Consider the following 21,574-nt stretch of genomic DNA (forward strand, 5'->3'; position numbering starts at 1 on the left):
TCTTTCACGCGAAGGCCAGGATCGCAAGGACGCCTGCGAGCAACAGCATAGCGCGTCGGTAGACGGCCAGTCCCTCACCGAGGTCGGCCGCAAGCGGATCGCGCGCACCTTCGTTGAGCCAGGGCTCGTTGGTGATGTTGCCGTGATAGAACCGGGGACCGCTGAGCCGCACGCCAAGCGCGCCCGCCATCGCCGCTTCCGGCCAGCCGGCGTTGGGCGAGCGGTGACGGCGCGCATCCCGCGTCATGCACGACAGTGCCTCAGATCGCCTCGGTGCCAGCAGAACGAACAGAAATCCGGTCAGGCGCGCCGGAATGAAGTTCGCGACATCGTCGATGCGCGCTGCGGCCCAGCCGAACGCTTCGTGGCGCTCGCTGCGATGGCCGATCATGGAATCGAGCGTGTTAATGGCCTTGTAGCCGAGGATCCCCGGCAAGCCGAACAGCGCGCCCCAAAACACCGGCGCGACGATGCCGTCGGAGGCGTTTTCGGCGAGGCTCTCGATCGCTGCGCGCGCAATGCCGGCTTCATCGAGCATTGCGGGATCGCGGCCGACAATGCGCGAGACCGCTTCGCGCGCACCGGCAAGGTCGCCGGCTTGCAACGGCTTCGCGACGGCCGCGACATGATCATGAAGCGAGCGCAATGCGACCAGCGGCCAGGCCAGAATGCCGACCAACGCGATCTGTATCCAATCTGAGGGAAGCAAGGACTGAAGCAACCAACCGAGCACGACGGAGACCGCAATCACAAGGAGCGCTCCGGCGACGCCGGCAACGCGGCGCAGCGCTGGCGGATCTGATGCGCGATTCCAGGCGGTATCGATGGCGCCGATCAGCCGACCCAGCCAGGTCACGGGGTGGCCGATCCAGGCGAACAGCCACGACGGCCAGCCCAGCAGGGCATCCACCGCCATCGCCACCACCATCGCGCCCGCAAAACCCACATTCGTCTCCTGTCCCGCCCCCTGTTGCGCAAAGCGAGGGGCGAGCGCAAGCCCCTGACCGCCTGATTTCGGCTTTGTCTTTCGACCCGTTTGGTGATTAGTGCTGGCCCACAGGAGACTTTTATGGCCGTCATCTTGATCACGGGCGGAGCGCGATCGGGCAAGAGCAAGCGTGCGGAAATGCGCGCGCGCGCCTTTCCCGGACAGCCCGTCTATGTCGCGACGGCCGAGGCGCTCGACGCCGAAATGGAGACGCGCATCGCGAAGCACCGCACGCGCCGCGGAACCGACTGGATCGAACGCGAGGTGCCGCTTGATCTCGTGCCCGCGCTGGTCGCGAGCGATGGCGGCGGCGCAAGGCTCGTGGACTGCCTGACGCTGTGGCTCTCCAATTTGATGCATGCCGAGCGCGACTGGGAGCGCGAGATGACAGAGCTCGCCGGCACCCTGCCCCGTCTCAAGAGCCCCGTCGTTTTCGTCACCAACGAGGTCGGCCTCGGCATCGTGCCTGATAACGCGCTGGCGCGCAGCTTTCGCGACGCCGCCGGGATCATGAACCAGACCATTGCGATCGCCGCGGACGAGGTCGAGTTCGTCGTCGCCGGCCTGCCGATGAAACTGAAATGATGCCGCGCGCCGAGTTTTTGAAAGACGTCATTGCCGATCTCAGGATGGCGGCATCGTTCGTGACGATCTTGCCCGTGGCATCGTCAAAGCCCGCGGGAGACGGCGCCGTCGCCCGCGCGACATGGGCGCTTCCCCTCGCCGGACTGCTGGTCGGCCTCGCCGGCGCGTTAATCTACAAGATCGCCAGCCGGATCGGACTAACACCGAACCTTGCTGCCCTGCTCGCGCTCGCGACGACTGCACTCATCACCGGCGCGCTGCACGAGGACGGGCTCGCCGATACCGCGGACGGGCTCGGCGGCGGCCGCACACGCGATCGCAAGCTCGAGATCATGCGCGACAGCCGGATCGGTACTTATGGCGTCTGCGCGCTGATCCTCTCATTCGGTCTGCGCTGGAGCGCGCTTGCGGCCATCGCCAATCCGTGGGCCGTCACGCTTGCGCTTTGCGCTGCGCATGCTGCGGCGCGTGCTGGCGTGCCGGCCTTCATGTCGCTGGTTCCGCCGGCACGGCCGGACGGGCTTTCGGCGAGCGCCGGAGCACCGTCGGGCCGCAGCGTGGCCGTCGCATTTGCTCTTGGAACGCTCACGCTCGCCCTCGCGCTCGGCCCGGGCAAGGCGCTGGTCGGCCTGATCCTGCTGTCGCTCGCCGGGCTGATGCTGGCACGGCTTGCCATCCGCCAGATCGGCGGGCAGACCGGGGACATCCTCGGCGCATTCGAGCAGACTGGCGAGATCCTGATCCTGCTGGTCGCCGCGGCCTTCCAGATGGGACGCTGACGTCATGGTCGAGTTCGACGACGTCTTTCGCCGGCAACTGCGTGAGTTGTTCGTGTGGCGCCGCGACGTGCGCCGCTTTCGCAGCGCCCCGCTGCCGGACGGTGCGATCGATCGCCTGATCGAGACCGCATGTCTGTCGCCCTCGGTCGGCCTGAGCCAGCCCTGGCGCTTCGTCATCGTCGACGATGCCGCGCGGCGCCGCGCTGTGATCGACGACTTCAGGGCGTGCAATTCCGACGCGCTGAATTGCTATTCCGGCGAACGCGCAGCGCGCTATGCCGCGTTGAAACTGTCGGGCCTCGAACAGGCCCCCGGCCACCTCGCCGTGTTTGCCGACAAGGCCAGCGATATCGGCCACGGCCTCGGCCGTGCCACCATGCCGGAGACGACGGAATATTCCGTGGTCGCCGCCATCACCGCGATGTGGCTCGCCGCGCGCGCCGAAGGCATCGGGCTCGGCTGGGTCTCGATTTTGAACCCCGCGCGCGTCCACGCCATTCTCGATGTACCTGACACCTGGAAGTTCATCGCCTATCTCTGCATTGGCTATCCCGAGGCCGAATGCGACCAGCCGGAGCTGGAACAGGCGAAATGGGAGCAGCGGCGGGGAGCGAGCGAGTTTACGTTGCGGCGCTAATCAGGCGCGCTCCATCCTCCGTCATTGCGAGCGAAGCGAAGCAATCCAGAGTGTTTCCGCAGAAAGATTCTGGATTGCTTCGTCGCAAGGGCTCCTCGCAATGACGGCGGTGAGAGAGTTGCGCTCGCAATGACGGCGGAGGGAGAAGCACCCCGCCGCTACGACTTGCTCTTGCCCGCAACTGCCGCCACGGGCGCGCGGCTTTCCGGCTTCTCGAACATCAACAACGGCCGGAAGATGACGCGACCATAGGCCTCGTAGTGGTTCTGGGTCGAGACGGCCATCTTCAGCGGCGTCGCGTAATTCGCCTCGAACGTCAGGAACTGCGCGTAAGTCCAGGAGAAGCCAACGCCGACCGAGGCGAGCTCGGTCACGCCGGGGAACGTCGAATACACCCCACCCCAGTCGGTGAAGATGTAGGTATCAAAGCCCCTCAGCCATTGCGACCAGTTGTAGTGCAGCTCGGCGTTGAAATAGTAGCCGCTGTCGCCGGACGCCGAGTTGGAGGGATAGCCGCGCACGGTCGTGGGGCCGCCGATCGAAAAGATCTGGTCGCCCGGCAGCAGCTTGTCCTGTGTGTATTGCCAGCTCGCTAGTACGTTGGCGCTGAAATTCGCCGGCCCCGCCGTGCTGGTTGCAATCAGCGAGCCGGTATAGGTGTTGAACGCGCGGTTGTTGCCGAGCACATGGTCTTGCCACGCGACGTAGTTCACCGCCGGCGAGACCGTGACCGAATAGGTGTTGCCTGAATTGGTCACCGAGACGCCGGCTGTCGCCTTGTCGTAGTGATCCTCGGTGACGGCGACCGTGGCGAAGCGGCTGACGGTCTTGCCCTCGGTCTCCGCGGCATTGAGCAGCACCAGCCAGTTTTGCGTCACCCAGACCGGCTGGCTGACATTGACCGCGGCCTGGCTCGAGCGTCCGGTGACGTCGAGCGCGACGAACGGTCCCTGGACGATCTTGATCTTGCCTTCGGTATAGCTGACGCCGACGCGACCGCCCCACGGATTGACCGGAACGCTGTAGGCGGCGTTGCCGTTGAGATTGCCGTCGGAGCGGACGCCGTAGAAAGTCAGGCGATCGTCGACGCCGAACAGGCCATGCCGCTTGTAGAAGGCCCCGCCCTCCCAGCGCCCGGTGTTCTCGGAGCCCTGATTGTCGGTGAACAGCTGCAAGGTGTCGACCGGCGGCTCGATCACCGCGAACTGGAGATCGGTCAGGCCAAAACTCGTGCCGGGCTGGAGCAGCGCCTTGATCTGCACGTCGTTGGTGCGGTTGAACCAGATCACGTCGCGATTGAGCTTGGGAACGTCGAGCACCTCGCCTTCGGGCTCCCTCAAGCGATGCAAGATATAATCGGTGCGGGTCTGCTTGTTACCCTCGACGGTCGTTTTCTGAAGCCGGCCTTCGGTCAGCTTGATCTTGACCACACCGTCCTTCGGATCCTGTTCCGGCAGCGTCGCGATGCCCGTGACGATGCCGCGCGCGGCGTAGACGGCGTTGATGTCGGCGACGAGCTGCAACAGCGCGGCAATGTCGACGTTCTGGCCGACATACTTCTTCGCGATCTCGTCGAGCTCCGAGGGCGTGATGAATTTGGAGGAGCCGAACTCGACCTTGCGCAGGCGGAATTTCGGTCCGCCTGGCTTGAGCAGCTGGGATTTCTCCCGCTCGCCGCCGATCACCGCGGGACCGTTGAGTTTTGGCGGCGCGCTCTGCTGTTCGAGCTGGCGGCGCTGCCGGTCCACGTCGGTCTGGATCACGCCGGGATTGATCGAGGGCACTTGCGCGCGCGCGGGCACGATGCAGCACGCTGCAAGCCCCACCCCCAACACTGCCCGCCAAATCCGCATCCCTGGTCCCGTTACCACGCCTGTGCAAGACGGCCGACCGCCGGCTTCGCCGTCTCAACCGCCGCGTCCTTCCAACCCGCACGACCCGCACGCTGGCCCTGACGGCGCAGCTTGCGCGTGTCGATCAGTCCCTCGATGTTGACGGCGGGACCGGAGCCGATGGTCTCAACCGGCCGCGGCGTCAGCAGCGCATCGAGCCGGGCCTGACCGGTGAGACCGAGCAGGTAGAACATCCTGCCGTCCTTCTTCGCGAGCCAGGTCTCGATGTTCGCGCGGCTCTCGCCGTCGACCGGGATGTTGCGCACCATGCTGGCGCCGGTGAAGCCGAGGCAGCAGCTGTGGTCCGGCCCGTAATTGGTGACGGTCGCAGAGATATCGCCGGTGTAGAACACCACATAGGCGTTGCTGACATTGGCGTTGCCGACCTGGGCCATCGTGAACACGCCGCCCGGCTGGTAAAGCTGGAGCGTCGGCCAGTTGGACGGCGCCGGCGTGCGGTTGTTGAGCAGCACCTGCTGGGTCGCCGTGGTCAACATCAGCTGGCCGGGCACATAGCCGTTCAGGATCGCAACCGCGTGCGCATTGGTCAGAACGTTGGCGTCCACCACCTTGAACTGGTCGAAGATGACGTTGGGGGCGTCGATCGAGATGTTGGCTGAGGTCGCGGGGCCGCCGTCAGAGCCGGTCACGTTGATGACCAGCGGGACTGGCGGCGTCGAGCCGATCTGCTCGATGTTGACGTTGATCGTGGCCGCAGCGAGGTTGACCCCCTTCGTCGCGGTGATGGAGCGGATCGTCAGATCGCCGCTCGAGCTCAGCTTGACGACCTCGCCGGTGATCCGGTCGAGCGAGAGCGGACCCACCGAACTGAAGCGCGTGTTGCCGTTGGCGGAGATCGATCCGCCCCGGAGCCCACCCGCGTCGGAGCGCAGGTCGATGTCGCCTGCATCGCCCGGGATACCCGTGGTCGTAAGCTGGGAGAACGCGATGTCGTTGACGGCGTGCAGGGTCTGCGAGCCTCCGCTGACCGCGGTGCCGACCGTGATCCCGCCTACTGTCGCGGTGATGCCGAGCGTACCGCCGACATTGAGATTATCCCAATTGACGATCGTACCTTGCAGCACGGCGTTGCCGGTGGAGGCCGTGAGGTTGTGGCCGGTATTCGTCCCGGCGGCGATCAGCCTCGCCGAGCCGTTGGCGGAGACTGAGCCCAGCGTCGGCACGCCGCCAGCCATCACGGTCTGCGCCAGGATGAAGCCATTGTCGGCATTGACGTTGATGCTGCCGGCATCGCCATTGGTGCCGGTCGCCGTCAGCGCGTTGAACGTCACATTGTCATGGGCGTGGATGGTCTGCGTGCCGCCGCTCTGCGCGGTCTGGAAGGTGATGCTACCCTGCCCCGCGGTGGCGCCCAGCGTCGTCCCGACATTGAGGACGTTCCAGTTGATCGGACCTGCCGCGGTCAGCAGGCCCGAGCCGGTCGTGGCGGCGAGCGTGCTGCCGGTGATGGTCGTGGCCGCAACGAGGCTCGCCGAGCCGTTGGCCGAGACCGAGCCCTGCGTGGTCGCGCCACCCGAAATCACCGTCTGCGCCAGGACGAAGCCGTTGTCGGCGGTGACGTTGACGTTGCCGACATCGCCGCTATTCCCGGTCGTCGTCAGCGCCTTGAACGTCACGTTCTGGCTGGCATGCACCGTCTGTGAGCCGCTGCTATCAGCCGTGCCGATGACGATGCTGCCATTGTTAGCCACGGCGCTGAAGGAGCCGCTTGCGCCGGTCGCCGTGCCCGCCACCACCTGGTCGAGCGTCAGCCCGCCGGTGCCGACGATGTCCACGCTGCCCTTCACCGCCGACAGCAGACTCGCCTCGGTGTCGGTGAGAGCCTTCACATAGATGCCGCCGGCGCTCGCGCTTGCAGTCAGCAGCGCGGCGTTGAAGTCAAGCCGGGTCGTGGCGCTGCCGATACCGTTCGACCCACTCAGCGACAGCTCGGCGCCGGTGCCGGACGCGACGAATTTGGTCTGGCCGTCGCCATTGTCGATGATCGCGCCGAGCGAGGCGACGCCGCCGGCGGTAACGATGATCGAGGGCGCGTTCGAGGCCGCCGCATAGGACAGCGACGAATTCAGCTGGCCGATCGTCGCATCGCCCGTCGTGGTCACCGAGATCAATCCGGCCGCGTTGATGGCCGAATAGGCGCCCATCGACAGTGTCGCGGCCACCAGCGTCACACCGTCCGAGCTGCTGGTCGCAACCACCGGCGCCGCGCTGGTGCCGGCTGCGAAAGTCATGCCGCGGTTGGCGAGCAGTTGCATCAGGCCATTGCTGGTGATGTCGGCATTGATGGTGAGCGCGCCGCGCGCCACATTCAGCGTCAATGCGCCCCCGGCCGTCAGCGTCCCATAGGCACCGCTGGTGCCGACCATGAGATCGCCGGTGACGGCGAGAATGCTGAGGTCGCCGACCGCCGAGCCTGTCACCGCGCCGGAGATGTTCACCTGCAGCGGCTGGAAGGTCGAGCCGTTGAAGCCGATGTTGCCACCCGCGCGCAGATCGAGATCGGCGCCCAGAATATGGATCGCGGTACGGTCCGTGAAGCCGGTTTCGGCGTAGATGCTGCCGGTGGCGGCAAGCTGGATCGCATTGCCGGCGGAGATGTTGCCGAGAATGAGATCGCCGGTGGTCTGCTTCACATAGATGCCCTGCGCCGACGAGACCTGGTCCAGCTGGTCGTTGCTCGGATCGGCGAACGCGATCTGGATCGCGTTCAGGTTGGTCGCGGGATTGCTTCCGGCGGTCCCGGGGGCGCCGATATTGCCGTGCTCGGCGATCAGGGTCAGGTTGCCGATATCACCTGATATCACGGCCCCGCCTACATTGGCGGAGATGCTGGTGACGGCGTCGAGCTTGACGTCGCCGCGGCCGGTCACCTCGATGCCGTTGGCCTGCGCGGCCGTGATCGGGCCGTAATTCGCGGTGACGCCGCCGAGCGCGAGGCTGTTCTTGCTGCCGAGATAGATGTTCGTCAGCGCCTTGGCCGAGATCGCGATCGGGTTATCGACAACGACGAGGTTCTGCTGCGACAGGCTGACCGTATAGGTCGTGACATGGGTCGTCGGATCCGTAACCGCGCCGACGGTGAGCTGACCGGGACCGGCCGTGGCGAGCAATCCCCTCTGATCCGGCGTCAACGACGAGGAATCGACGCTGGTGAAGGTGAAGGTCTGGGGCGCAGCCGAATTACCGACCGAGCCGCGCGGCGCGTAGAGCATGATCTGGTTGGCGCTGACATTGGCCACGACGTTCTCGTCGATCGGCGGCGGTGCCGCGCCGACGGCCGACGACGACACCGTGTAGGCGAGCTGGCTCTGCGTCCACTGCGAACCCGCGGTGATGATGCCGTAGACCCGCTCGGTCGACGCAAGCGTGTAGCTGTAGTTCGCGTTGTAGGTATTGAGCGCCGTTTGCAGCGCCGTATTGCTCGGCATCCGTTGATTGGCTGTCGAAACGCCGTCGAACAACGTCGTGAACAGGGTTGACGACAGCGAACTGCCGAACACGGTCCCCAGCGGATCTGCGGGAGCTGTGCCGAGCAATGTCGTCAGCGAGGTTTTGAGCTCGTCGGTGGTGATCTTGCCGAGCAGGAATTGATCCCGCAGGAACCGCGTCGTGGCCTCGGCCTGCATCTGCGTCGTCGAGACGTTTGCGGGATCGATGCCGAGCTTGGCAGCCACCTGCGCGCGCAGCACCGTCAGGCCCACCGAGGTCGGATTGTAGGTGCTGCCGTTCGTGAACGCGATGTTCTTGAGCTGGAAGTAGTCGTTGTAGGCCGACGTCACCATGGACTGGTAGCTGTTGACTGCATTGGTGGCGGCGTTGCCGCTGAGCAGGTCAAGGCTGGTCCAGACGTTCTGGAGATGCTGGCTCTGCGCCGTGGTGAGACCAACCGCAGCCCGGCCGTTCAGGATGCTGGCCGGGTTGTTGTCTGAGCCGGCCGCCTCAAGGAAGACCGGGCCGCCGGTCGACTGGATCGTGCCGAGGCGCAGATCGCCCTTTGACTGGATGATATAGGTGCCAGTCGCCGAGGCGCTATCGAGAACACCTCCATCGACGGTCCCGTTGGCCTGGACTGTGCCGGTCGCCTGGATCACCAGCGGATTGATGTTGGTCAGGGTGGAGGCGCCGTTGACGACGGCGCTGGTCGCGCCGATCGCACCGGAGGTGGAGTTGATCTCGATGTTCTTGCCGATCACGACCGGATTGGCGACGTTGTAGGCGGACGCCGAGTTGATGTCGCCGGTCGCCGAGAGGAAGACGTTGCCTTGCGGCGTAGCGCCCGCCGAATTCACCTTGACCTGGTTGATCGACAGCGCGCCGATGGCCGAGATCGCAATGTCGCGGTCGATCGAGCTGGCGGTCAGGCTGCCGCCATAGATCTGCACCTGCACGGGAGCTTTGTTGGTGCCGAGCGTGCCGATGCCGCCGTCCGCCGAAAGCGTCACGCTCGTGCCCGAAACCACCGGGTTGTTGGCATTGGCAGCGACCGTAATGGACGAGTTGGCGCCGGTCGCGGAGAGCGTCGTCGTGCCCTGTAGGTTGTTGATCGACCCGTTGATGACGATGCCGGAGGTCGAATTGACCACGACGTCGCTGCTCCCGCCGCCGGTGAACTTGACGTTGATCGGGTTCGACGCCTTCACCGTATTGGTCAGCGTAAGCGTCAGGTGATCGTAGATCTGCTGGTACCAGTTGAACTGGGCGTCCGCGCCGCAGCACTTGTCGGGGTGGGTGCCGAGCGGGATGGGACTTCCGTCCGGATTCGTGCCGGCCGCCCAGTGATAGCTGCCGGTGGCGGTAGTGACTTTCTGGTAGTTGCTGCTCTGCACGCCCTCAACCAGGCTGATCGAGCGGGTCCAATTCTCACCGGTGGTCTGGTTGGGCGTGAACTGCCAGCCGTAGTCGAACTGCGTGCTGTTGGTCGGGCGATCCACCGTCGCGGTGTCGACCCACTGATAGAGCATGTTCTCCTTCGTCGCGTATTGGATGCCTGCCGTACCTGTCCTGGCTGCAAGCATCGAAGGGTCGATCGCGTTCGCGGTGACGCTGTTGATCTCGTACCTCGACACCTGTTGGCTGCTCGCAGCCTTGGGATCGTAGACCCACCACGTCGTCTTCCCCTTGAGCTGATCGACGATCTCGACCACGCTTTGGGCGCTGGCGCCGGTGTTGATGGTGTTGGTGACGAGCTGGAGCCCGCTCGTGTTGTTGACGGTGATCGTGCCGGCGCCGCCTTTGATCTCGATGTTGCCCTGGGTCTGGGTGCTGTCGGTCGAGGTCGAGATGATCTTGCCGTTCAGATAGACGTAGCCGCCCGCGCCCTGCACCACGCTGTTCAGGATGAACTGGTCGGTGAGAGCGTTGTACTTCACCCCGATCTTGACGTCGCCGGTGCCCGACGTCGTCAGATTGGTGCCTGTAATGTCGATATAGCTGCCGTTCTGCGCGTTGGCCTGGGCCAGGGTAAAGGCGGTGCTGTTGTTCTTGAGATTCGTGACCTGTTGCAACGCGTCGGCACCAATGTTGACCGAGTAATTGCTGCTCGAGCCGCTCTGGATGGTGCCGTTGATGTTGATCACCGACGCCGAGATGATGACCGCCTGGCCGCTGATGGTCCGGCTGGCTGTCGCGGTGGCCGGCGCATCCGCGGTCTTCGGCGTGATTGCATCCGGCTGGATGTTGATGACCTGGAAGAAGGCCGAGCAGCCGTCGCAGTTGAACGGCGTCTTGTACGGACCGCTATCCGTGTAAACGTTCCGGCCGTCATAAGTCGTTTTCTCCCAGGGCGCGACCGCGATATTGTGCAGGTCCTGCTGACCCTCGATGATCTTGAGGGTGTTGACGTCAGGTACGCTGCCGGCCTGGGGATTGCCGTTGCCGGGCGCGCCCTGCCCCATCGGCAGGAAGATCGCCGAGTAGAGTGAGACGCCGTCGTAGTACGTCATCAGCATGCGCGCGGTGAAGATCGTGCTGGCGTCGGCGCCGGAGACCGGTTGATACACGCCGGTACTGCCGTTGACGCAGCAGTAATAAAAATACGGGTGACCGGCTCCATCTCCGATATGCGGAGCGCTGTTGTAGTCGCCGTAGGCGCCGAGATAGGTCGCCGCCGTCATCACCGCCGTCAGCGCGTCCTCCGGCCTGTCTTCGGTGGTGGCCCATTGCGAAGTGACCGCGCTGCTGCTGTCGTAGGAGCTCCCGATCCCGCCGAGGAAGGTGAACGTGCCTTTGGGCACCACGATCTGGACGGTCGCGGCGCTGAGTGACTGCGACGCGACGACACTGCCGAGATTGTTGATGATCTTGAGCAGGCCGTTCGCGTTGTTGACGGCGCCGTTGAAATAGATGTCGGGCGTGCGGGTCAGCACGTTGCCGTTTTGGTCGATGCCCTGACCGCTGTCGGGATCCAGGCGATTGTAGGTTGCCGAGACGTCGATCAACGGCGTCGCGCTCGGCATCGCGGTGAAGGTCACATTGGAATGCGAATCCGGGTCGACATGATCGATCTGGCGATAGGTGATGTTTCCGCCGGTCACATCGGTGACCGTGAGATTGCCCAGGCTCATGAAGTCGAGGCCCCGGTTCTCGATCTTGATCAAGGGCGAGCTGCGGGCGATGACAGCCGGCGCCGCGGGATTCGTGCCGCTGTTGCCGGTGAGCTGCTGGGCCAGGATCGAGACGTTGCCGGCAGACACCATGATGTCGCCGAACGCAAAGGCGTTGCCGGGCGCATCGGAGGTAAATGGCGCCTGCTTGATCAACGTATCGATCTGGCGCTGGATATCGCCGGTCGAATCGGTACCGGACGGCGACATGCTGGCGGGCGCCGTGGGCGTCGCCGCCGCGAGCTGTGAGCGGATCTGCGCTGCGGTCAGGCCGGTCAGTGTCGCCAGCTGGTTGACCACCAACTGGTAGGGATTGAAGTTGCCGACGACGGCGTACTGGACCGTCTGGTGGTTCCAGCTCATCACCGGGCTGAAGTGATTGACGTCGGAGACGAGTTCGAGGGGCGATGAAGAGCAGTTCGTTGGTAGCGAAGAAGAGCAGTTCATTAGTAACGAATAGGGGCTGGTGGTGCTCAACGTCGGCGCTGTCGCACCGAGCTCGATCGTGACGGTCAAATCGTTGTTGACGCCGGCCACGACCAGGCCATTGAGCGCGACATCGCCGGTTCCGCTGGTGTGGCTGTGGTTGTCGCTGTTCTTGGCGCTGAAGATATCCAGATACGGATTGTAGTTGCTGCCGTTGCCGGCCGCCGTGACCTGCCCCTGCGTCGCGCCGAGGTAGATGTCGCGTGCGCCGAGCACGCTCGAGGTGGAGGCCAGCGTCAGGCTCGTGGTGTCGTCGGCATTGGCCGTGCCGCGGTAGAGCGTGGAGATCGGAACGACGGTGTTGTTGTAGACCACCGTCGTCGCCGTCGCCTGCACGCTGCTGAAGACGGAGCCATCGCCGGCGAGGCCCGCATAGATGTTGATGTCGCGCCAGGCCGCGATCTTCGCGCCGGCGCCGACATTGACAGACTGGTTGGCGTGGACCCAGCTGTTGGTGCTGGCACCGACACCCGCGATCGCGCCATAGAGGCTGGCATTGGCGTTGTTCGCCGCCGCCATCTTCGCGGCCGTGCCGATGTAGATCTTGCCGGCGCTGAACAGCTCGCGGGCATTGATGTTGACCGCGAGCGTGGCGTTCGCCGTCATGTTGGATTCGGCGCCGCCGCCGGCGAACAAGCTGGCCGTGGCGAGACTCGCCGTATCGTTGGTGTTCAGCGTGTTGTAGGCCTCGATGTTGATGACCGCCGTCGACGTCCGCGGATCGTCATTCAGGCTCAGCACCGTGCCGGCGCCGATATTGGTGTTGACGGTCTGGGTGACATGGGAGTCGCTGAGCGCGGCAGCGCCCGAGAACGAACCGCCGGAGCCCGAACGCGCGCCGCCACCGCCCTGATTGACAATGTCGTTGGAGATAACGACCATGTTGCCGCCCGCCGAATTGATGATCAGGTGCGTTCCGATCTCGGCAGTGGTGGTCGAGTCGACGTCGTTCTGCGCGTTGCCGGCCGAGACGCCGGCCGTTGACGCCTGATAGGCATCGCCACTCGCGGCATAATTCGTCGTGTGGATGGCATTGATGCGGAGGCCGCCGAAATAGAGCGTGTCATCCGCCGTGCCGCCGTCGAACCGCGCGTTGGTGACGGCGGTCGAGCTGGTGGTGGCGACCGCCGCCGCGCCGGCATAGGTACCGCCCGCGCCGACCGTCGCGTTGGAGACATTGGTATCGGTGCCGGTCGCCGTGATCCGAAGGATACCCGTGTAGCTCTCGTGGTTCAGGTTATCCATGTCGGCAGGCGCGCCCAGATAGGCATAGGTGTGCGCGTTCGACGACGTCTGTGCGACGGTGGCGCCGAGCGCCAGGAACCCGGTCGAGAGACCGGTCGCCTCGGCATATTGGGCGCTGTCGTTTTCAGCCGCGATGGTGACGTTGGCGTTGGGAAGCGTGATCCCCGTCCCGCCATAGGCGCTCACCGTCGCGTTCTCGGACGCCTGGGCCAGACTGCCTTGCGCGCCGATCAGCGAGCCGCCGCCGCCGGCGAGCGCCCAGGCGTAGGTCGTCGTGCCGCTGGTCGGGACCAGCGCCATGGCGGTCACGGCGAGCGCACCGCCCGCGAAGATGACGTTGTCGCCGACATCGGCCGTCACAGTGGCGCCGACCGTGGATTTCGCAATGGCGATGCCGACGGCAGCGCCGCCGACCGAAACGCCGATCGCGCTGCTCGACAGATTGGGCGTGATCGACGCCGATACCAGTGTGCCGACGTCCGTCGCGGACGTCGTGATCGAGGCACTGCTGCCGATCTCCGCCAACACGGACGAGTTCTCGTGGGCCTCCGCATCCGCACCGACGCCGGCGACGATACCGCCGCCGAGCGCCGTTGCCGTCGTGGTCAGGGTGCCGGCGCCGGATGCGCCGACCGCCAGTGTCGACGTGTTGACGGTGGCGCCGTTCAGCACCCTCGCTGCGACCGAGCTCGTTCGGCTGGCCGTTGCGACTGAAGCACCGACAGCCACGGCACCGCCGGTGACGCCGCCGGTGAAGACGACCTGGGTCGTCGAATCCAGCGCCATGACGGCGGCGCCAGTGCCGCCCGTGCCGGTGATCTGGCCGCCGAGCAGGGCCACCACGGAGTTGGAGACATTGCCGACCGCCACGGCTGCGTCGGCACCGAAGTAAAGCGCCGCACCGCCGGCGATCGCCTCGGTGTCGATGGTCTTGCCGGCATAAGGTCCGGTGCTGGCGTCCTTGACGACCGCCGCAACAGTGACGGACGGCGCCGAGACGACCAAGGGCGTATCCGCGGCTTCCAAAACCCCGGATCCGTTGCGCCCGTAGCCGCTCAGATTGGCGAGCACGGTGCTGTTGACGCTGGTGTAGCCAATGCCGGCGCCGATCCCGACATTCTTCGCAAAGCCGGCGCCGAGCAGATACATCTTGGCCGCGTTGGCGCTGGTGGCCACGACATTGACCTGCGTGCCGGTGACGTTGCCGCCCGCGATCTGCGCAACGACGGCGTCATTGCCGCCGGACAGGACGCTGGAGACATCGTAGGTCGACGTCACGTTCGCACCGTTCGGATTGCCAGCGGTCCCGCTGGCGACCGCGTCGCTGCCGTGCGTATTGTTGGTTCCGTTGTTCACCGACGCGATGGTGCCGTTGCCGCCCTGATTGAGCTGGCCGGTCTGCTGCCCCTGCGTGTCGGCGTCGGCGGTGTTGGTGCCGATGATGATGACGCCGACGGTCGCGCCGATGCCGACGCTGCCGCCGATGCCTGCCGTCACCGCGTAGGACAGCACTTCCTTGGTGCTGAGCGCGCCGACATTAATCGCGCCTGTTGAGTTCAGGTTGCTGTTGCGGCTTTCCGCGATGGTCTGGCTCTTGAAGACAATGACGTTGGCGGCGGCGCCGATGCCGACGCCTCCCCCGCTCGCGCCGATCGCGAGCGCACCCGCGATCTCCTTGATCGCCACGTCCTCGTTGGCGTTGATGGTCACTGCTCCGGCTGCGCCGCCCGTCGCCGACTGCAGTGTGGTGTCGTAGACGCCAGCGATCGTGGTGTTGTTGGCGATCTCGACGTTCGCCATGCCCGCGATCGCGGCCGTCCCGGTCGAGAGCGCTCCGCCGATCGCATAGGCCTCGAAGCGGTTCTTGGTGTTGGCCTCGACGTCGAGCGCGCCGCTCAGATTGATCGCGGTCGTATGCGCCGCGCCATTGCCCTGATAATGGAACTCGTCACCGACATAAGCCTCGGTCCGGTTCGAAGAGACCTGGACCAGGAACGCCGCGCCTATGGCGGCCTGGCTGCCATAGGCGCCGGAGCCATTCGCGGAGAAGATGCCGGTGTTGTTGGTGGCGTTCACCGTCAGTGACGACGCCGTCAGCGCGCCGCCATCGACATAGGCTTCCGTCGTCGCCTGGAAGACGTTGAGCCCGACCGAACCGGTGTTGAATCCGATCGCGACCGAGGACGCATCCTGTTCGGCATTGGCCTTCACGGTGACCGCGCCGACCGTCGCGCTCGACGACTGGACGCCGCCGACCGTGGCATTGGTGATGGTGGCGAAGGTATCGCGCGACATCGTGGTGCTGATGATGGTCGCACCACCGCCGCCGTTGCCGGTGGGGGGGATGATGCCGGCGCCGAACGTGCCGGAATAAGAGAAGCTCGACGCGGCGACTTCGATCTGCGGCGCCAGCGTCGAAGAGGTCAGGCGCGTGTCGATGGCTGCGCTGTCAATATAGGCTCGGGTTCCCCCGCTCATGACATTGGTGATCGGGTTGATCATGATGGCGATGCCGCTGCTGGCAGCCAACGAAGCGACATTGGCCGTGACCGCTTGGTGCGAGCTCGCGACGACGGCAAGGCCACGCACAGTGTCCTGGTTCTCCGAGAGATCTGGCGTACTGTCGCTCGGCGCATGGGCGGTGCCGAGATCGAAGGCATGGACCAGCGTGCCGTTGTTGACCGACAGCGTGTCGGTCGAGCTGGTTCCGAGCGCGTCGACCTTGGTGTTCGCTCCGCTGATATAGGCCGCCGTGGCTCCGGTGATCTGGTTGGTGACCAGCGAGCCCGCGCCGCCGGCCGCCCCCTTGCTGATCGACACGGCGCCGGCGAATACGCCTGCCTTGTCGTTGTTGCCGGCGATCACGGCGACGTTGTTGGTCGCGGTGACATCGGCGCCGTTGATGCCGTTGGTGCCAGCGGCGGTGATGCTGGCGGTGACGTTGGTTCCCATCAAATTGGTGGCGACCGAGCCGGCCAGCGCGACCTGCGAGGACATCGCGATACCGACTGCAACCGTCGAGATGCTGGCGTTCGAGTTCGCACCGACCGCGACGTTGCCCGATGCAATCAGCTTGGAGCCGGTGACGCCGGCGCTGACGTTGTTGGCGATGCTGCTGTAGACGAGCGCCAGGCCCGCGGCGCTGCCCTGCGTCGACGCGCCCGCGACGGCAGCGGTTCCGGTGATGCTGGAATTGTCGGTCGCGGAGACGGAAATGTTGCGGCCCGTGACGGACGATTGCGTCGTGCTGGACTGGCTGTTGCCGATGGCCGCCGAGACGGTATTGGCGATGCTGCTGATGGTGGTGCCGCCGACGCCGGCGAACTGTCCGGTGGCCAGACCGAAGCCGATCGTGACCGCCTGGATCTTCGAGGAATCGACCGCGCTCACGCTGACATTGCCGTTGTTGCCGGCCGTCATCAGGACGTTGGCGATATAGGCCGAATGCGTCGTTGCGATCGTGTCGTAGATGATCGAGGCGCCGACATTGTTCTTGCCGGCCTGGATGATGCCGGCAACGGAGATGATGCTGCCCCCCGGACCGTTACCCGTGCCTCCGTTGAGCGCGGCAGCGCCGAAGTCGATGCAGTTCTGCCCGCCCGTGCCGCCGGCGACCGTGCAGGTATCCGTGGCGAGATGATTGTTGTTCGACTTCTTGACGAGATTACCGAGCGCCGTATCCAGCGCCGACACCGCGCCGCTGTCCGCCAGCACCGTCACGCGACCGACGTTGATGTTCACCGTTGCGCTGCTGCTGATGTAGGCCGTCGTGGTGGGCGAAATCTCGCTGACGACGATCGCGCCGGCGAGTCCGTTGGACCCTGCCCCGCCCGAGGCCGCGCCGGCCGCAATCACGCTGGCGCTGTCGGCCATCACCAGCAGGGTGTCGTAGTTCGAGATCGAGCTGCTGCGGATGTGCGCGTCGGTGGCATTGCCGCCCGTGGGATCGGCGATCGACGCATAGGTCAGCCCGATGCCGACGCCGGCCTGGCCGCCCGATATATAGAGCGAACCGCCGCCGATCGCGATGTTCGTCGTCTGGTAGGCGTCGACCTCGAGCGCGCGGTTGACGCCGCTCGCCTGCCCCGTGATCGTCGAGCTCTCGATATAGGCGTTGACGCTGTCTGTGATGATGCCGACCGAGGCCGATAGCGACGCGGCATTGGATTTCGATCCGGCCACACCGAGGGCGACGACGGTCTCCGAACCGCCATTGAGCGCCTGCACCGTCACCGAACTCTGGTTGTTCAAGGCGGTGCCGTAGATGTAGGCGAGCGTCGCATTGTTGGACATCGCCGACGCGATCGCGCCGCCGATAGCAGCCCCCTGAGCGGACCCTCCGGCCAGATTGAGCGCCCCGGAGCCGGAACCATTGTTGAGCATGGTGTCGTTGAGCGCCTGAACGATCGTATTGGTCGTCACGGCGCTGGCCGTGGTGAACTTGTTGACCGTCGTATTCTTGATATAGGCGCTGGTGCCGAGCGAGACGTCGGTCACCGCCGAGCTTCCGGCGAGATCGACGCTGAAGCCGCTGGTGCTCGACCCCGAGCTCGAACTGATCTTGCTCGCGGCCGTCGTCACGCCGGCGGCCCCTCCGGTCGAGGCCGCGCCCGCGGCGCCCGCCTTGTCGGAGAGATTGGACGACGCCGGATCGGAGACTGCCGCAGCGACGGCGGCTGCGGTGATGCGCCCGGAGGTGGTCGCGCTGATCGTGAGATTGTCGACGTTGACCGAACCGCTTCCGCCGCTCGTGCCGGCAAACGGATCGTTGGAGCTGAACACGCCGGGCCGGATGTCGGAATGGTTGTCGCCGATATACGCGGAGGTGTCGATATTTGCGCCCAGATAGGCAACCGACAATCCAACCGCCGAACCGCCGCTCCCATTGAAGTTCATCGCGCCGGACAACGTCACGACCGACAGATCCTGCTGCGCCAGGATACCGACGGTCGGGGCGTAGACGGTAGCCTGGTTCGAGATCGACGCATGCGTCGTGTTGTTCAGGAAGCCGAGCGAGGTGATGCCGTTCAGCGCCAGCGCGCCGGAAGCCTTGCCGGACGACGGCGCGACAGCGACAAACTGATCCGAGGTGATCGCGTTGACCGCAATGTCGTCCGCCGCCCGCAGCGTCGCGCGGTCGGAAACGCCGGCGATGGTGTTGGTGTTGAACTGGACGAGATTGAGCGCGCCGCCGATCGACGAGCCACCCGACGTGTTGCCGGGCAGGAAGCCAAGCGTGCCGACATTGCCGGCAGCGTCGATCGACGCCGTGGTCGTCGTCGCCGCAATCTGGATGCTGGCGTCGTAGGTGTGGACGTCGCCATTGTCCATCCCTGCCGACCAGCTGCTGCCGCATGTCGCGCTCGTGCAGGTCGCGGTCAGGCTGGCAGAACCGGCCACCCACGCCGTCGTGTTGTTGTTGACGACGAAATGGTTCAGCGAGCCGGAGATGCCGATCGTGTCGCCGGCGTCCGCCGTGGCATTGGCGTAGCTGGTCAGGATGTTGCCGCCGACGCCGAGACTGCCGTTGAGGTGGCTCAGCACCGCCCCCAGTCCATCCCACTTCAGCCAGGTGTTGGTGATCGGCAATTCGGTGGTGGCATCGACAGCGATATTCGCCGCGTTGATCACGGTCCCGTCGCCGACATAGGCGTTCGAATTGTGGGTGAAATTGCCCCAGGCGACGGCCGCGCTGATCGCCGTCCCCTCGCCGGACACCACGTCCTTCGTGATCGCGCTGGACGTCGCATTGCTGCGAACGCCGCGATCGATGACGTTGCTGGCGACGGCGACGTTGCCGCTGGCATAGATGCTCGGCGCGCCGCCGCTCGGATTTTGCGCGATCGCAGCGGTCGCGCTCTGGGTGCTGTTGGCGAGCGAAAGCGCGCCCGCGACCTTGAAATCGAAGCTCAGCGGCACCAGCGAGCCCATGTGGTCCCTGATGATGGACGTCGGCGAGCTGACGGCGACCAGACCTCTTTCGATCGCTGCGACCAGCGCCGGCAGGCCGGCGATGGCCGAAGCCATCGTGGAATTGCTCGTGGTATCGGACGTCGCTTCAACCAGAACGGAGCCGTTCATGCGGCTGCCAGCACCGGTTCCGAGCGATGCGCCGAGCGTTGCGGTCGCGGACGTCGTGATATCGCTGATGGCGAACGCCCCGCCAACCGCACCGCTCGCCCCTGTCCCGCTCGCCGCAACCGACGTTGCGCCGGTCGAGAACGAGTTGTTGTTGATCGCGCGCACCTTCAGGGTGTTGCCGGTCGCGTTTACCAGGCCTGCCGCGATATGCGCGCCGGTCGCGACGTTAGCGGTCGTCGTCACCGATCCCGTGGAATAGGCCACCGTCGGGACGATTTGCGCGCTCGTCGACGCTGCAACGGCAGAGACGGCGATGGTCGCATCGTTGAGCGCCTTGATCTCGAGGTTGCCGCCTGCGTTGATCGTCGCGCCCGAGGCCACGTTGGTCGTGACATTGCCGTCGATCTTGCCGACGACGACACCGGCCGCGACCGGCGTGAGGCTGCCAAGCAAGGTGGTGGCGACCGCCGGGTCGGACGCGGTCTCCGAGGTGTGCGCGGAAATGGTGACGTCGCCGCGGCCGTTGATGTCGGCATGGCTGTTGATGTTGATGGTCGCCGTGGCACTTGCCGCGACATAGCCGCCATTGAGCCCGAGCAGCGAAGCGGCAAGCGTCGAGCCGACAAGCGCGAAATCACCGGCCGCAGAACCGTCCAGGAAACTCGACACGGCCGTCGACGTTGCACTGATCGAGATGATGCCGCCTGTGATCTTGCCGTCGACGATGATCGACGTCGCGGCGGTGGCCTGGCCGGACAGCCTGATGTCACTCGCAATTGCCCTCAGCGTCACATTGCCGTCGGCGTAACTGGTCCCGCCGAAATTGACCGACTGGGCCAGGATCTGCGCACCGTTCATGATCTCGATGTTCGGCGCGTCGATGATGACGTTGTTGGCGTTGCCGGTCGAGTGGCCGGAGCCATCGAGACGGCGGGCATCGATCACCGCATGCGCGGCAAGCGTGATGGAATGATCGGCCTGGATGAGGTAATCGGCACCGGCGCTGAGCCCGGCGAGCGCATTCACGATGGAGCTGTTCGACAGCGTCACCCCGGCGTCGCCCAGGGCCGTATCGCCGACGACCACGTCTGTCGGGTCGATCAGCAGCGTGCCGGCCTTGCCGCTGTCCGCGCTGAGGTTGACCTTGATGCCTTGGCCGATGTCGATGATGCCGTTCGCGCTGAAATCGACCAGGCCCGCATTGCCTGTCTTCGCGCTGGCGTCGAACTTGGCCCCGCCCGCGACGGTCAGGTTCTGAGCCGCCTTCAGGCGGATCTCGCCGGCATCTCCGGTCGTGCTCGCAATGTTGAGCCTGGCGTTCTTGCCGACCTCGACGTTGTTGCCGGCCTGCACCGTGATGTTGCTCGGCGTCGAGGTCTTGCTTTGCGCGGTCAGGCGCCCGTTGACCCTGGCGTTGTTGACGGCGCCGATATGGATCGAGCCGTTGCTGACGGTGATGGCGCTGGCGCTGCGCAGGCCCTTGGAGTTGACGGAGGCCGCAAACTTCGCGGCGTGATCGAGATTGGCGATGTCGCGCTGGGTGGCGCCGCCGACAAAGACGTTCTGCCCCGTCAGGCGCACGCCATCGATGGCGTTGACCCGACCGTAGATGCGGATGTTACCGTCCGGCGAGACCGGGAACGAGCCGGCCATGAGGTTGCCGACCGCCGTGCCGTTGATCGCCCCTCCCGGGCCGATCAGGCTGTCGGTGAACTCGCGCGTCGGCGTCGAGACGTTGAGGCTGCCGACGTTCACCGTACCGGAACGGCCGACGACAAACCCCTTGGGATCGGCGAAATAGACGTTACCGCCGATCGCACCGTTCATGTAGGAGTTCAGCGTGCCGTTGACGTAGACCGGCGCGTCGCGAACGATGTTGACGAGGTTTTGCGTCCCCGTCGGCAGTTGCAGATTGACGGTGTTGCCCTGCCCGACGCTGAACTGCGAGAACGAATTGAAGGCGTTGTTGCCCGAGACCGTCGACGTCATGACGTTGGTGACGCTGCCGGAGGTCTGCAGGCTGGTCCCGGTGCGGCCGTCCGGCGTGATCACGTTCACGGTCTGCGCCTGAAGGCGAACGCTGAACACCGGCAGGAAGACCATCTGCATGGCGCAGAGCAGCGACATCGAACGGAAGCGTGCCAGCCCCCGCAGCGTCGTCAGCTCGGCATCGTCTCGCCTCGCAGATGGCCCGCGCATTTCAGATCCTCTTCATCGGCATTGGCGCCGATCCACAACCGGGTGGGAGAATGTCGTAG

General features: G+C 65.3%; 6 protein-coding genes. 3 read left to right on the plus strand and 3 right to left on the minus strand.

The window, feature by feature from the left end; genetic code table 11:
- Positions 1 to 4 precede the first annotated feature (4 nt).
- Positions 5 to 946, minus strand: a complete 942-nt coding sequence (gene cbiB, locus BMW89_RS06280; RefSeq protein WP_177195864.1) for an adenosylcobinamide-phosphate synthase CbiB — start codon at positions 944 to 946, stop codon at positions 5 to 7.
- 123 nt (positions 947 to 1,069) lie between these two features.
- Between cbiB and cobU the strand changes: the two genes are divergently transcribed.
- From cobU to bluB, 3 genes are read left to right on the plus strand one after another with little or no spacing between them, the layout of a single operon-like run.
- Complete coding sequence (gene cobU / locus BMW89_RS06285) at positions 1,070 to 1,573, plus strand: bifunctional adenosylcobinamide kinase/adenosylcobinamide-phosphate guanylyltransferase (protein ID WP_177195865.1); 504 nt, start codon at positions 1,070 to 1,072, stop codon at positions 1,571 to 1,573.
- On the plus strand, positions 1,570 to 2,352 hold the full coding sequence (gene cobS / locus BMW89_RS06290; RefSeq protein WP_092023825.1) for an adenosylcobinamide-GDP ribazoletransferase: 783 nt from the start codon (positions 1,570 to 1,572) through the stop codon (positions 2,350 to 2,352). The genes cobU and cobS overlap by 4 nt, the downstream gene beginning before the upstream one ends.
- A gap of 4 nt (positions 2,353 to 2,356) precedes the next feature.
- Positions 2,357 to 2,989 (plus strand): 5,6-dimethylbenzimidazole synthase, encoded by a 633-nt coding sequence (gene bluB / locus BMW89_RS06295; protein WP_092023826.1) that lies wholly within the window; start codon positions 2,357 to 2,359, stop codon positions 2,987 to 2,989.
- Between the two features lie 158 nt (positions 2,990 to 3,147).
- Here the strand turns inward: bluB and BMW89_RS06300 are convergent, their stop codons facing one another.
- Both BMW89_RS06300 and BMW89_RS06305 read right to left on the minus strand, forming a co-directional pair.
- Positions 3,148 to 4,842 carry a ShlB/FhaC/HecB family hemolysin secretion/activation protein gene (locus BMW89_RS06300; protein ID WP_092023827.1) on the minus strand — a complete coding sequence of 565 codons (1,695 nt, stop codon included), beginning with the start codon at positions 4,840 to 4,842 and terminating at the stop codon, positions 3,148 to 3,150.
- Between the two features lie 11 nt (positions 4,843 to 4,853).
- Complete coding sequence (locus BMW89_RS06305; RefSeq protein ID WP_092023828.1) at positions 4,854 to 21,515, minus strand: leukotoxin LktA family filamentous adhesin; 16,662 nt, start codon at positions 21,513 to 21,515, stop codon at positions 4,854 to 4,856.
- Positions 21,516 to 21,574: the final 59 nt, after the last annotated feature.

Origin of the sequence: Bradyrhizobium sp. OK095 (assembly GCF_900109945.1) — a bacterium.
Classification (GTDB): Bacteria; Pseudomonadota; Alphaproteobacteria; order Rhizobiales; family Xanthobacteraceae; genus Bradyrhizobium.